Origin of the sequence: Streptomyces sp. NPDC005803 (assembly GCF_040630435.1) — a bacterium.
Lineage (GTDB): Bacteria > Actinomycetota > Actinomycetes > Streptomycetales > Streptomycetaceae > Streptomyces.
This window is the reverse complement of record NZ_JBEXXO010000004.1, coordinates 128,702-142,219: the sequence shown is the minus strand read 5'-3', so window position 1 is coordinate 142,219 and position 13,518 is coordinate 128,702. Positions and strand designations below refer to the sequence as shown.

Genomic DNA, 13,518 nt, shown 5'->3' with positions numbered 1-13,518 from the left:
TGCCCTCAGTCGCCGGCCCGGCTCGCGTCCCGGGCCGGGCCGGCGACGGGGTGCGCCGGTGCGGGGGCGCCCCGGCGCCGCAGCCGCATCCACACCCCGTACAGGACGAGTCCGGCCGCGAGCCCCGCGCCCGCGCCGAAGCAGGCGGTCGGGATGATGTCGAGCGGGGTGTCGATGCGTCCGAAGTACGCGTACCAGCGCGCGCACCGGTGCACGGCGCCCAGCAGGACGCACAGCCCGATGGCCGCTCCCGCCCACCACCGTTCCCGGGGTCCCAGGGCGGGTACGGACGCCGGTACCGGAAGGGCCCCGGTCCGGCGCAGCCCGGACCCGGTGAACCACACGAGCACCGTCAGAGCCAGGGCCGAACTGCCGTACTGCACCAGTTGGAACACCGGGTATCCGCCCACCTGGTGGTCCAGCACCGGGATCAGCCGCACCCCCCACCGGTCGTGGTGGGTGAAGGCGTCCCAGCAGACATGGGTGGCCGCCCCGATGACGGCCGAGACCACGAACCACACACCGTCCCGCAGGCCGCGAGGCCCGTGCTCCGGTGGGCGCCGGGCCCCGCGGACCCATGCGTGCACCCGCCCCTGCCATCCCGAGGGCAGGAGCGCCACGAGGGGTTCGCGCAGCAGCAGCCACAGCGCCACGGTCGCCGCGGTGATCAGGACGTCCACCGTGAACACGCCCCACCAGGCGTGGGTGACCTGCCCGAACTCCATGGCGCCCGGTACGGCGGTGTCCGCGTAGTACGTCACGTCGGGGGCGAACGAGCCGGCGACGAGAGCCGAGGCGAGGAGCGGTCCGCGCCCTGTTCCGTCGCGGCGGACGCCGGGGAGGACGGCTGCGGCGTGGCTGAGCGTGAACGGCATGGGGGAAGTATGCGCGAGCCGTCGTCACGAATCTTTCACCAACCGGACAACTTGCGGACCCGAAGGTGAGAAACCAGTAAGAAGCGGTCAGGCCGCTGTGTGCGCGCGGCACAAGTTGCCGTAGGGTCGCCTGAGTCCAGGCGCAGGGGAGCGCGGACAGCTGACGAGGGGGAGGGCCACACGTTATGGCAGCGCAATTCGGTCGCCGGCTGCGCAGAGGGGCGACCACGACTGCCGTGGCGGCCGCGGCTGTGGCGGCACTCACCGCTTCGCAGGGCCCCGGTTCGCCTCTGATCGCGTCCGACGGGGACCAGCCGACCGCCGGTTCGACGCCCTCGGGTGACGGTGCCGCGTCCGGCAACTCGCCCTACTTCACCGACCTTCCGCCGCTGGCCACGCCCGACAAGCCGGGCGCCTCCGTCAATCTGCCGGTGACGGGCAGCGCGGAGTCGGGCATACCGGCGTCGGTCCTGGCGGCGTACAAGAAGGCCCAGCAGACCATCGGCGTCACGGACGCCGCCTGCCGGCTGCCGTGGCAGCTCCTCGCCGCGATCGGCAAGGTCGAGTCGGGACAGGCCCGCGGCGGCCGCGTCGACGCGCAGGGCACCACCTTCTCGCCGATCCTCGGCCCGGCCCTCAACGGCCAGGGGTTCGCCCTGATCAAGGACACCGACCACGGTGCCTACGACGGGGACTCCACGCACGACCGGGCGGTCGGCCCGATGCAGTTCATCCCGTCCACCTGGGAGACCTGGGGCCAGGACGGCAACGCCGACGGCCGCCGGGACCCCAACAACATCTACGACGCGGCGCTCGCCGCCGGGCGCTATCTCTGCGCCGGCTCCCGCGACCTGTCGCTCGCCGCCGACGTCGACCGGGCGGTCCTGAGCTACAACCACTCGGACGAGTACCTGCGTACCGTCCGCTCCTGGTTCGCGTACTACAACCGGGGCACCCACGAGGTGCCGGACGGCACCGGCGTCCTGCCCGCCGACACCGGCACGGGCACGCTCCCGGACCTCGGCACCGGCACCCATGGCGGCGGCCCGTCCTCCTCCCCGTCGCCCTCGCCGTCCGGTACGCCGACTCCCACCCCGACGCCCCACCCCCCGGCCAAGCCGAGCCCCACCCCCACGCAGCCGGGCAGCGGTCCTGGCGGCTCGACGACGTCCCCCGCCCCGACCCCCGAGCCCACGCCGACCCCGGCGCTCGCCGCCGTGCAGAACGCGGGCACCGGCGAACTGACCGCCACGGCGGGCGACGCCTTCGCCCAGCGGATCAAGGTCCGGGCGAAGAGCAACCTCGGCAAGCCGCTCGCCAAGGTGTCCGTGACCTTCACCGTCGTCGGTGACACGGACACCACGTTCGACGGCGCGAAGAAGTCCGTCACCCTCGTCACCGGGTCCGACGGCACCGTCACCGCACCGGTGCTGAAGGCGGGCGAGAAGACGGGTGCGTTCACCGTGCGCGCGACGGCGACCGGCACCTCGCTGCCCGCCGTCAGCTACCCGGCGACCGTCACCGCCCGGCAGGCCGACGCCATCGCCAGGACGGGCACCGCGGAGCTGACCGCCGTGGCGGGCCAGACGTTCGCCGACGTCACCGCCGCGGCCACGTACAAGGGCGCCGCCGCCGACCGGGTCGCCGTCACCGCCACCATGATCACCGACGATGACAAGCCGGTGGAGAACGGCAAGGGCCCGTACTTCACGGACGACGCCGGGAACCCGGTCCGCACCCTCGTGCTGACCACGGACGCCGACGGCAAGCTCACCCTGTCGCACATCTACGCCGACGGCGCCGCGGGCACGTACAAGCTGCGCCTGACCACCGAGGGCGGCGCCACGGTCGTCATCGAGCTCACGGTCCAGGCCCCTGCCGCCTGACCCACGCACACCAGGGCCCCACCGCCCCGAACAGCCCCTTCGCCGGCACCCGGCCAAGGGGCTGTTCTACGTGTTCTCATCTCCGGCCGGAGTTGCTACGGTGCCCCAGCCCTGACGACCCATCAGTTCCGCGCCCCGGGAGGACGAGCATGCGTGCACTGGTCGCCGCCGCCATCGGACTGGCCGCCGCCCTCGCCCTCGTCCTCACCATCAGCGCGATCGGCGCGCCACCCGGGGAGACCTCGCCCGAACCCCTGCTGACCACGGTCCCCGGGCCGAAGAACTAGTGCCGCGGAACGCAGAGGAAGGACACCCATGCGCAGCCGAGCCGGCCTCGTACTCCTGGCCTTCGCCGTCTTCTTCGCCGCGCTGTCGCCGCTGCTGCGCTGGTACGCCTTCCCGCGGCTCGCGAAGATCCCGCCGAACCAGTACCAGGAGACCGTGCTGGAGGCGAAGCCCGCGACCCTGCTCGACTACAGCACCCTCACGGCCAAGAAGGTCGACAAGATCACCATCGTGCAGACCCTCAAGGGCAACGTGGAGGAGTCCGAGAAGATCGAGCGCAGCGCCGGCCGCGACGTCGTCGTGTGGGACGCCCTCTCGTACGTGCAGGGCCCCGACGGCAAGATGGTCTCCAAGATCCCCGAGCGCTACATCTTCGACGCGCACAGCCAGGACCCGGTCCACGCCACGGGCGAGATGGTCGACGGCGACCCGGTGAGCCGCGAGGGCATCGAGTTCAAGTGGCCCTTCCTCACGGAGAAGCGCGACTACCAGTACTTCGACGCCCAGACCCGCACCAGCTCGCCCATCCACTACAAGGGCACCCGCGACTTCCGGGGCATGGACGTCTACTACTTCGAGCAGACCGTCCCATGGACCAAGGTCCCCATGCCGAAGACGATGCCGATCGAGGGCATCACCCCGGAGCAGCTCGCCAAGACCGGCATCAGCCGCTGGTACACCACCAAGCGGATGTTCTGGGTCGACCCGGTCACCGGGGCGCCGGTCAACGGCGAGGAGGTGCACAAGGAGGAGCTGCGGAACGCGAAGGCGATGGGCATGTCCCAGGACACCGTCACCGTGTTCGCCGGGCACGTGAAGATGCGCGAGGACTACGTCGTCTCGATCGTCGACCTCGTCAAGTCCCAGCGGCTGCTCGTCCTGCTGCTGACCTCGTACCTGCCCTGGGGCTTCCTCGTCCTCGGCTGCGGGCTGCTGGCCCTTTCGCTGTGGCTGGAGGCACGCTCCCGGCGGCCGGGGCGAGCACAGCCGCGACCCGCGTCCGACCCCGTCCCCGACCCGGCGCCTACTCCCGCCTGAGCCGGGCCTTGGTGAAGCGGGTCGCCTCCACCGTCGTCGGGTCCTCGGGCCACGGATGCCTCGGATAGCGGCCGCGCAGCTCGGCCCGCACCGCCTTGTAGCCCTCCCGCCAGAACGACGCGAGATCCGCCGTCACCGCCGCCGGGCGCCCGGCGGGGGAGAGCAGGTGCACCAGGACCGGGACGCCGGCCACCCGCGGGGTCTCCTGGAGACCGAACAGCTCCTGCAGCTTCACCGCGAGGACGGGCTGCGGACCGCCGTACTCCACCCTGATCCGTGAACCGCTCGGCACCTCGATCCGCTCCGGGGCCAGCTCCTCCAGCCGTGCCGCCTCCCCGGTCGCCCACGGCAGCAGCCGTCGCAGCGCCTGCCCGGCGTCGATCCCGGCCAGGTCCGAGCGCCGGCGGGCCCGCGACAGCTCGGGCTCCAGCCAATGCCCGGTACGGTCCAGCAGCGCCTCGTCCGAGACGTCCGGCCAGGGTGCGCCGAGCTCCCGGTGGAGGAAGGCCAGCCGCTCCCGCAGCTGTCCCGTGTCCCGGCTCCAGCGCAGCAGCCCCAGACCCTCCCGCCGCAGTCCCTCCACCAGGGCCTCGCGGACCAGCGCGGGATCCGGCCGCTTCAGCGGGCGCGCCGACAGTTCGACGGCGCCGAGCCGCTCCACCCGGCGGGCCACCACGTCCTGGCCGTCCCAGCGGACCTCCTCGCCCGCGAACCGCAGGTGCCCGGCCGCCAGCCGTGCCGTGTCCTCGTCGATGACGGCCGCGAGCCGGACCTGCGCGGACGCGGCGTGCGCCGGACGGTCCGCGACCGCGACCGCCAGCCACGTCGCACTGCGCAGTCGCGATCCGTCCCGCAGCTCCGCGCCCGTGCCGGACGCCATCAGGAACGTCCCCTCGCCCCTGGCCCGCGCCACCCGCTCGGGAAACGCCAGAGCCGCCACCAGGCCCGCGGCGGCATCATCGGTACCGGACGGGCCGGACCCGCCGTCGCCGCCCGCCGAGGAGCCGCCCTTCGCCGTGGAGCCGCCCGTGGAGGAGCCGCCCGCCGAGGAGCCGCCCTTCAGCGAGGACGAGAGCCGCCGCACCTCCTGCCGCCAGCGCCCCGCGTAGCCGTCCTGGCCGCGTCGCGCGGCACGGAGCGCGGCCGCGAGATCGTCGCCGTAGTCCCGCGGCGGTTCCTCGCTGAGCAGCGCCACCACCTCCGCGGCCCGGCGCCCCCCGACCTCGGCCGCCCCGTCCAACAGCGCCCGGGCCAGCCGTGGGTGCAGCCCCAGCCGGGACATCCGTACGCCCCGGTCGGTCACCTTCCCCCCGGCCTCCACCGCGCCGACCGCCGTCAGCACCTCGCGCGCCGCGGCCATCGCACCGGCCGGCGGCGGGTCCAGCAGCGCGAGCCCCGCGGCGTCCGGATCGCCCCAGCAGGCCGCCTGGAGGGCGAACGCGGCCAGATCGGCCACCTTGATCTCGGGGGAGGGGAACCGGGCGAGCCGCCCGTCCTCCGCCTGCTCCCAGCAGCGGTAGACCGTCCCCGGAGCCTCGCGGCCGGCCCGGCCCGCCCGCTGGCGGCCCGCCGCCTGCGAGGCCCGCACCGTCGTCAGGGCGCTCAGCCCCCGCGCGTGATCGGTGCGCGGTTCCCGCGCCAGCCCCGAGTCGACGACGGTCCGCACCCCCGGCACGGTCAGCGACGACTCCGCCACCGAGGTCGCCAGCACCACCCGCCGCCCCTCCGACGAACCCGCCAGCACGGCGTCCTGCACGGCCGCCGGGGCCCGCCCATGCACCTGCAGCACCTCGGCGGCCACCCCGGACAGCTGACCGGCGACCCTGCCGATCTCGCCGACCCCCGGCAGGAAACACAGCACGTCGCCGTCCCGCTCGGCCAGCGCCCGCCGCACCACGGAGGCGACATGGGTCAGCAGCGCCGGATCGACCCGCATCCCGTGCGGCGGCCGCACCGGACGGGCGGGCGGGGCCCACACCACCTCCACCGGGTGCGACACGCCCCGCGCCTCGATCACCGGAGCGTCGCCGAGCAGCCGCGCCCAGCCTTCCGCGTCCGTGGTCGCCGACGCGGCGACCAGGCGCAGGTCGGGCCGGATCGCCTCCCGTACGTCCAGGAGGAACGCGGCCACCGTGTCCGCGTCCAGATGGCGCTCGTGGCACTCGTCGATGATCACCACGTCGACGCCCGCGAGTTCCTGGTCGCGCTGGAGCCGCTGGAGCAGCACCCCGGTGGTGAGGACCTCCACCACCGTGTCCGGCCCCACGACGCGCTCCCCGCGCACGGTGAACCCGACCCGTTCGCCGGTCCGCTCGCCCAGCAGCCACGCCATGCGCCGGGCCGCGGCGCGCGCGGCGATCCGCCGTGGTTCGGCGACCACGACGCGGCGCGCCGGGCCCTGGCCGGTCAGACCGGCCAGGACCAGCGGGACGAGGGTGGTCTTGCCGGTGCCGGGCGGTGCGCACAGCACCGCGACCCCGCGGTCGTCGAGCGCCCGCCGCAGCGCGGGCACGGCGGTGCGGACGGGCAACTGGTCCAGGGCGTCGGTGCGGATCACGCCCCCAGTCTCGTACGCGGGGGCCGCGGCCCGGTCACCGGACGGCGCTCAGCCCCGTGCGCGGACGAAGAACAGGGGTTCCGGCGCCCGGCCCCGTGCGCGGACGATGACGGGGGCCCAGGGGCCCGCTCCCCGGCACGGACTCCTCGGAGCCGTCCCGGCGCTCAGTCCCGTACGCAGACGAAGATCGCGGTCCCCGGGATCAGGTTGCCGCGCAGAGGTGACCAGCCGCCCCACTCCTGGTGGTTCCACGCGGGCCACTCCGGTTCGACCAGGTCGGCCAGGCGGAAGCCGCCCGCCACCACGTCCCGCACCCGGTCGCCGAGCGTGCGGTGGTGTTCCACGTACACCGCCTCGCCCCGTTCGTCCTGCTCCACGTAGGGGGTGCGGTCGAAGTACGAGGCGGCGACGGACAGGCCTTCGGGCCCCGGCTCGTCGGGGAACGCCCAGCGGACCGGGTGCGTGACGGAGAAGACCCAGCGGCCGCCGGGGCGCAGCACCCGGTGGACCTCGCGGAACACCTGGACCGGGTCGGCGACGAACGGCACCGCGCCGTAGGCGGAGCAGGCCAGGTCGAAGGAGCCGTCCCGGAAGGGCAGCACCCCCGCGTCCGCCTCGACCAGCGGAATGCCGTCACCGATCCGCAGTGCGTGCTGGAGCTGGCGGTGGGAGAGGTCGAGCGCGACCGGCCGGGCACCCTGCGCGGCGAGCCAGCGCGAGCACTGCGCCGCGCCGGCGCCGATCTCCAGGACGTCGAGGCCCTTGAGCGACCCGGCGGGTCCGAGCAGCCCGGCCTCGGCCTCGTCGAGCCCCTCCGGACCCCAGACGAAGCGGTCGTCGCCCAGGAAGCCGCCGTGGTCGTTCTGGTACTCGTCGGCGTTGCGGTCCCACCAGCCGCGGCTGGCCCGGCTGCTCTCGGCCTCGTCGGCGCTGCGGCGTGTCGCCTCGGGTTCGGCCGCGTAGATCTCTTGGCTCATCGTGTCCGTCGTTGTAGTTTGCCTTCACCCCGTCGTACGCGGTACGTACCAGGGGGGACCGGTGTGTGCGGAACCCGTGTGTCCGGAACATCTCCGGGGCCGATGTGGCCTCGGTGAACCTGAGTTGTGCCGGGTATGGGTCGTTCCGCCCCTGGTGTGCGCCTTCGCGCATTGACCGTGCCCTGCTGCCCCCGTATGCTACAAGTTGCGCTGCGAGCCTGCGCGCCTCAGACCTAGCAGGCCGCGCTCGCATCTGTATGTATGTCCCCTCGGTTCACGAGAGGCGCCTCCCGGTCCACGGGACCGGCGCTTCCCAGGCTGTCCGGCTTCTGCAGAGGCGATACGGGCTCTCGGCGTAGCAGTACCTACGACTCACTGTCCGTACCGGAGCCCTTTCCCACATGACGAGCAGCACCGAGACCACCGCCACCACTCCGCAGGTTGCGGTCAACGACATCGGCGACGCGGACGCGTTCCTCGCGGCGATCGACGAGACGATCAAGTACTTCAACGACGGCGACATCGTTGACGGTGTCATCGTCAAGGTTGACCGGGACGAGGTTCTCCTCGACATCGGTTACAAGACCGAAGGCGTCATCCCGAGCCGCGAGCTCTCGATCAAGCACGACGTCGACCCGAACGAGGTCGTCAAGGTCGGCGACGAGATCGAGGCCCTGGTTCTCCAGAAGGAGGACAAGGAAGGCCGCCTGATCCTCTCGAAGAAGCGCGCTCAGTACGAGCGTGCCTGGGGCACCATCGAGAAGATCAAGGAAGAAGACGGCATCGTCACCGGTACCGTCATCGAGGTCGTCAAGGGTGGTCTCATCCTCGACATCGGCCTCCGTGGCTTCCTGCCGGCGTCGCTCGTCGAGATGCGCCGCGTCCGCGACCTCCAGCCGTACGTGGGCAAGGAGCTCGAGGCCAAGATCATCGAGCTGGACAAGAACCGCAACAACGTGGTCCTGTCCCGCCGTGCCTGGCTCGAGCAGACCCAGTCCGAGGTCCGCCAGACGTTCCTCACGACCCTCCAGAAGGGTCAGGTCCGCTCCGGCGTCGTCTCCTCGATCGTCAACTTCGGTGCCTTCGTGGACCTGGGTGGCGTCGACGGTCTCGTGCACGTCTCCGAGCTGTCCTGGAAGCACATCGACCACCCCTCCGAGGTTGTCGAGGTCGGCCAGGAAGTCACCGTCGAGGTCCTCGACGTGGACATGGACCGCGAGCGCGTGTCCCTGTCGCTCAAGGCGACGCAGGAAGACCCGTGGCAGCAGTTCGCCCGTACGCACCAGATCGGGCAGGTCGTTCCCGGTAAGGTCACCAAGCTCGTTCCGTTCGGTGCGTTCGTGCGCGTCGACGAGGGCATCGAGGGCCTGGTCCACATCTCCGAGCTGGCCGAGCGCCACGTGGAGATCCCGGAGCAGGTCGTCCAGGTCAACGACGAGATCTTCGTCAAGGTCATCGACATCGACCTCGAGCGTCGTCGCATCAGCCTCTCGCTGAAGCAGGCCAACGAGTCCTTCGGTGGCGACCCGGCCTCGGTCGAGTTCGACCCGACGCTGTACGGCATGGCCGCGTCGTACGACGACCAGGGCAACTACATCTACCCCGAGGGCTTCGACCCCGAGACCAACGACTGGCTCGAGGGCTTCGAGGCTCAGCGCGAGGTCTGGGAGACCCAGTACGCCGAGGCGCAGCAGCGCTTCGAGCAGCACCAGGCCCAGGTCATCAAGTCCCGCGAGGCCGACGAGGCCGCTGCTGCCGAGGGCGCTGCCGCCCCGGCCGGCAGCGCTCCGGCTGCCTCGGGCGGCAGCGGTGGCGGCTCGTACTCCTCGGAGTCCGCGGACAACTCCGGCGCCCTGGCGTCGGACGAGGCCCTGGCTGCCCTGCGCGAGAAGCTGGCGGGCGGCCAGAGCTGACGCTCTGACCTTCCGGCCGGTCATCGGCTGCAGTAGATGACGGTGAGGCCCGCTCCCTTCGGGGGGCGGGCCTCATGCGTGTCCGGGGCGCCGCTACGGGGTGACGGCGATGTTGGTCAGGCCGTAGCCGCCGGAGACGGTGTTGTTCGCGTAGACCGTCGTGGGGCAGCTCGCGCTGTAGTTGGTGACGTTGAACGCGAGCCGCTTGTCGCCCGTCGAGCCGGACAGGTCCGAGGTGTTGTTGCGGAAGACGGTTCCGCAGCCCCAGCCGCTCTGCTGGGAGTGCGTCTCGTAGCCGTTGGCGGTCGTACGGGAGCCGTGGTTGCCCTCGACCAGGACGGCGTTGCCCTTCACGTCGACCCAGGAGTCGTCGTAGTTGGCGCCGGTCAGTCCGCTGCCGTCGAAGGTGTTCCCGGCGATGCGCGCACCGGTGGTGCCTTCCTTGATGTCGACGTTCTCGCCGCCGACGCCCGGACCGATGGTGTTGTCCAGGATCTGCACCCGGTCGCTCCGGTCGGAGAGGTCTCCCGCGGTGCCGACGTAGACGCCCTCGCCCATGCCGCGGCCGTCGTGCCCGGTGTCGTAGATCCGGGAGGCGCGAAGGACGCCGTCGCTGCTGGACTTGCGGAAGTGCACCCCTTCCATGTCCAGATCGTGCACGGTCACCGAGTCGATGATCACGCCGTTGGCGCTGTCGGCCACGATTCCCTTCTGGCCGCCGGTGACGGTGAGGCCCTTCACCGTCCAGTACGAGGCGCCGTTGAGGTGCAGGCCGTAGCCGCCGCCGGCCGTGAGCACCGCCCCCGCCGAGCCGGTGAGGGTGATGCGCGCGGAGGCGGTGCCGGGCACGAGTGCCTTGAAGTTTCCGGTGTACGTGCCGTCCGCGAGGTGGATGGTGTCGCCGGGAGCGGCCGCGGTGAGCGCCGCCTTCAGCTGCGCGGCGGTGCTCACCTCGATGACCGTCGCGGCCCCTGCCGGACCGGCTAAGGAGAGGGTGAGCGTGCCGGTGGCGAGGACGGTGGCCAGCAGGGCGGGGAACAGGGTGCGGGTGCGCATGGGGGATGCCTTCCCGTGAAGGGTTCAGGACGTTCTCGTACATGAATGTGGGGCGAGTGTCTGAACTTGTTGCCCAGTGACGGTAGGGACGCGGTGTGGCCATGTCAAGGTCTGGACCAATAGTCGCGGATGTGGCGGGCGGGGTGAACACAGGGAAACGTGCGGGATACACGAGTAGCTGACGGCCCGTAACACACCCTTGCCAGGATCCCGGCAACCTCAAGATCCGAAGGGGAGCCGGGACATGACTCACGCTTCGCACCACTCGCCCGCGACACCGGGCGCGAGCCGCCGTACCTTTCTGCGCAACGTCGGTCTGTCCGGCGGGGCAGGCGCGATGTTCGCCACCATGGGGGCGCTCGGCCTCGCCCCCACGGCCCAGGCCGCAGGGCGCGAACCGGCCTTCCGTGCCCCGAGCAGGGGTGACTTCCACCTGAAGGGGAAGGCCGCCGCCAAGGTGGTCGTGGTGGGCGGCGGCATCGCCGGTCTCGCCACCGCCTACGAGCTCGGCAAGGCGGGGTACGACTGTACGGTCCTGGAGGCCAGGAGCCGGACGGGCGGCCGCAACTTCACCGTGCGCGGTGGTGATTCCACCACCGACATCTACGGGGTCAAGCAGACCGCGCGGTTCTCCGACGGGCAGTACATGAACGCCGGACCTGGCCGGATTCCGCAGTGGATGGTCACCCTCGACTACTGCCGTGAACTCGGCGTTCCCATCGAAGTGTTCACCAACGTGAACGCCAACGCCTATATCTACAACGAGAAGTCGGGCATGAAGGCCCCCGTGCGCTACCGCACGGCCAAGGCCGACGTGTACGGCTACGTGGCCGAACTCCTCTCCAAGGCCACCGACAAGGGAGCGCTCGACCGGCAGATCACCGCCGACGACCAGGAGCGGCTGCTCGAGTTCCTCAAGGACTTCGGCGACATCGGTGACAGCCTCGACTACACCGGCAGCCCCCGGCGCGGGTACCGCGTCGACCCCGCCGCCGCAGGGACCCCCGGTGAGGTGCTCGGGTCCGTCCCCTCCGCCTCCGAGGTCTTCGCCAGCGGTGTCGGGCGGTACTTCGCCTTCGAGTTCGAGTACGACCAGGCGATGCTGATGTTCCAGCCGGTCGGCGGCATGGACCGGATACCGGCGGCGCTGACCCGGGCGATAGGGGAGCGCAGGATCCGCACCGGCGCGGCCGTCACGGACATCACCGGCACCGCCCACGGCGTCACCGTCACCTACACCCAGGCCGGGCACACCCGCAGCATCGAGGCGGACTACTGCGTCGCCGCCCTGCCGCCCAACATCCTCGCCAAGACCTCCCACAACCTGGGCCCCGCCGTGCAGACCGCGCTGGAGGCCTGCAGGCCCTCCTCGGCCGGAAAGATCGGGCTGGAGTACCGGAGCCGCTGGTGGGAGAGCGACCACCAGATCTACGGCGGCATCACCGAGACGGACATGGACCTGGCCCACATCTGGTACCCGTCCTACGGTCACCAGGGCAGCCGGGGCACCCTCGTCGGGTACTACAACACCGGTGCCAACGCCGACGCGTACGCCGCCCTCAGCCCACGGGAACGCGAGGCGCGCGCCGTCGCGCAGGGCGTGAAGATCCACGGGGAGAAGTACCGCACGGAGCTCGCCACCTCCTTCTCCCACCACTGGCGGCAGACGCCGTACCTGGAGGCCGCCTGGCACTCCCTGGCGGGCGGCCCCGACGCCCCCGTCTTCGCACCGCTCAACCAGGCAGCGGGGCGGGTGTACTTCGCGGGTGACTACCTGAGCCACGCGGACGCCTGGCAGCACGGAGCGTTCACGTCCGCACGAAAGGCGGTCACGGCACTGCACGCGCGGGTACTTGGGTAAACACCATGTGAAGGGGCACGGGCGGGAATGCCCGTGCCCCCCGGGACGTTCTTCTTCAGGAACACAAGGAGGAGCGGTAACCGTGCCTGATCCGCAGAGTTTGTACGAATGGGAACCGAAGGGCCTGGCTGTCGTCGACATGGCGCTCGCCCAGGAGTCGGCCGGCCTGGTCATGCTCTACCACTTCGAGGGCTACATCGACGCGGGTGAGACCGGTGAACAGATCGTCGACGGACTGCTCGAATCGCTGCCCCACCAGGTCGTGGCCCGCTTCGACCACGACCGCCTCGTCGACTACCGCGCACGGCGCCCCCTCCTGACGTTCAAGCGCGACCGCTGGTCGGCCTACGAGACCCCGACGCTGGACGTCCGGGTGGTCCAGGACGCGACCGGAGCTCCCTTCCTCCTGCTGTCCGGCCCGGAGCCCGACGTGGAGTGGGAGCGGTTCGCCGCCGCCGTCGAGCAGATCGTCGAACGGCTCGGTGTCCGGCTCGCCGTCACCTTCCACGGCATCCCGATGGGCGTGCCGCACACCCGTCCGGTCGGCGTCACCCCGCACGGCAACCGCACCGACCTCATGCCCGGCCACCGCAGCCCGTTCGACGAGGCACAGGTACCTGGATCCGCCGCTGCCCTCGTCGAGTACCGGCTGATGGAGGCCGGACACGACGTCCTCGGCGTCGCCGCCCACGTACCGCACTACGTCGCGCGCTCCGCCTACCCCGACGCGGCGCTCACCGCACTGGAGTCGATCACGGCGGCGACCGGACTGGTCCTGCCGACCGTCGCCCACTCCCTGCGCACCGAGGCGCACCGCACCCAGACGGAGATCGACCGCCAGATCGACCAGGGCGACGAGGAACTCGTCTCGCTGGTCGAGGGCCTGGAGCACCAGTACGACGCCGTCGCCGGTTCCGAGACCCGGGGCAACCTGGTCGCCGAGCCGGTGGACCTGCCGTCCGCCGACGAGATCGGCCTCGAATTCGAGCGGTTCCTCGCCGAGCGCGAGGGCGACGGCTGACCTCGGGCCGGACCCACTTTCAGCGGCCCCGCAGGCGGCACTAGGCTGC

Annotated in this window: 10 protein-coding genes; 6 read left to right on the top strand and 4 right to left on the bottom strand. The window is 71.7% G+C overall.

The features are described 5' to 3' along the window. Positions 1-5: 5 nt before the first annotated feature. Entirely contained in the window at positions 6-875 is an 870-nt protein-coding gene (locus ABZ454_RS07880; protein ID WP_359536525.1) for a DUF4184 family protein, read from the bottom strand. A 185-nt stretch (positions 876-1,060) separates the two neighbouring features. On the opposite strand from ABZ454_RS07880, the gene ABZ454_RS07875 reads away from it, so the two are divergent. The 3 genes from ABZ454_RS07875 (at position 1,061) to ABZ454_RS07865 (ending at position 4,084) form a co-directional block, all read left to right on the top strand. Further along, on the top strand, positions 1,061-2,761 hold the full coding sequence (locus tag ABZ454_RS07875) for a lytic murein transglycosylase (RefSeq protein WP_359536524.1): 1,701 nt from the start codon (positions 1,061-1,063) through the stop codon (positions 2,759-2,761). Between the two features lie 149 nt (positions 2,762-2,910). After that, on the top strand, positions 2,911-3,048 hold the full coding sequence (locus tag ABZ454_RS07870; RefSeq protein WP_356324231.1) for an SPW_0924 family protein: 138 nt from the start codon (positions 2,911-2,913) through the stop codon (positions 3,046-3,048). A gap of 28 nt (positions 3,049-3,076) precedes the next feature. Beyond that, a complete protein-coding gene (locus ABZ454_RS07865) occupies positions 3,077-4,084 on the top strand; it encodes a DUF3068 domain-containing protein (RefSeq protein ID WP_356324229.1) in 1,008 nt (335 codons plus the stop codon). Here ABZ454_RS07865 and hrpB read toward each other — a convergent pair. Both hrpB and ABZ454_RS07855 read right to left on the bottom strand, forming a co-directional pair. Continuing rightward, positions 4,071-6,641 carry an ATP-dependent helicase HrpB gene (gene hrpB, locus ABZ454_RS07860; protein WP_359536523.1) on the bottom strand — a complete coding sequence of 857 codons (2,571 nt, stop codon included), beginning with the start codon at positions 6,639-6,641 and terminating at the stop codon, positions 4,071-4,073. The genes ABZ454_RS07865 and hrpB overlap by 14 nt on opposite strands. Positions 6,642-6,805: 164 nt before the next feature. Continuing rightward, on the bottom strand, positions 6,806-7,618 hold the full coding sequence (locus ABZ454_RS07855; RefSeq protein ID WP_359536522.1) for a class I SAM-dependent methyltransferase: 813 nt from the start codon (positions 7,616-7,618) through the stop codon (positions 6,806-6,808). A 401-nt stretch (positions 7,619-8,019) separates the two neighbouring features. Between ABZ454_RS07855 and rpsA the strand changes: the two genes are divergently transcribed. Further along, the gene (gene rpsA / locus ABZ454_RS07850) at positions 8,020-9,531 is read left to right on the top strand and encodes a 30S ribosomal protein S1 (RefSeq protein ID WP_124267717.1); all 1,512 of its coding nucleotides are present in this window, start codon (positions 8,020-8,022) and stop codon (positions 9,529-9,531) included. A gap of 93 nt (positions 9,532-9,624) precedes the next feature. Here the strand turns inward: rpsA and ABZ454_RS07845 are convergent, their stop codons facing one another. Further along, positions 9,625-10,587 (bottom strand): right-handed parallel beta-helix repeat-containing protein, encoded by a 963-nt coding sequence (locus ABZ454_RS07845; protein WP_359536521.1) that lies wholly within the window; start codon positions 10,585-10,587, stop codon positions 9,625-9,627. Positions 10,588-10,924: 337 nt separating this feature from the next. Here ABZ454_RS07845 and ABZ454_RS07840 point away from each other — a divergent pair, with 337 nt between their 5' ends. Both ABZ454_RS07840 and ABZ454_RS07835 read left to right on the top strand, forming a co-directional pair. Then, positions 10,925-12,448, top strand: coding sequence for an FAD-dependent oxidoreductase (locus tag ABZ454_RS07840; RefSeq protein WP_356324250.1), 1,524 nt, complete (start codon positions 10,925-10,927; stop codon positions 12,446-12,448). A gap of 82 nt (positions 12,449-12,530) precedes the next feature. After that, positions 12,531-13,469 (top strand): PAC2 family protein, encoded by a 939-nt coding sequence (locus ABZ454_RS07835; protein ID WP_356324219.1) that lies wholly within the window; start codon positions 12,531-12,533, stop codon positions 13,467-13,469. Positions 13,470-13,518 lie beyond the last annotated feature (49 nt).

Coding starts and splice junctions, on each gene's coding strand:
- rpsA (WP_124267717.1), top strand. CDS start 8,020: ATGACGAGCAGCACCGAGACCACCGCCACCACTCCGCAGGTTGCGGTC.
- ABZ454_RS07865 (WP_356324229.1), top strand. CDS start 3,077: ATGCGCAGCCGAGCCGGCCTCGTACTCCTGGCCTTCGCCGTCTTCTTC.
- ABZ454_RS07840 (WP_356324250.1), top strand. CDS start 10,925: ATGTTCGCCACCATGGGGGCGCTCGGCCTCGCCCCCACGGCCCAGGCC.
- ABZ454_RS07855 (WP_359536522.1), bottom strand. CDS start 7,618: ATGAGCCAAGAGATCTACGCGGCCGAACCCGAGGCGACACGCCGCAGC.
- ABZ454_RS07845 (WP_359536521.1), bottom strand. CDS start 10,587: ATGCGCACCCGCACCCTGTTCCCCGCCCTGCTGGCCACCGTCCTCGCC.
- ABZ454_RS07880 (WP_359536525.1), bottom strand. CDS start 875: ATGCCGTTCACGCTCAGCCACGCCGCAGCCGTCCTCCCCGGCGTCCGC.
- ABZ454_RS07875 (WP_359536524.1), top strand. CDS start 1,061: ATGGCAGCGCAATTCGGTCGCCGGCTGCGCAGAGGGGCGACCACGACT.
- ABZ454_RS07870 (WP_356324231.1), top strand. CDS start 2,911: ATGCGTGCACTGGTCGCCGCCGCCATCGGACTGGCCGCCGCCCTCGCC.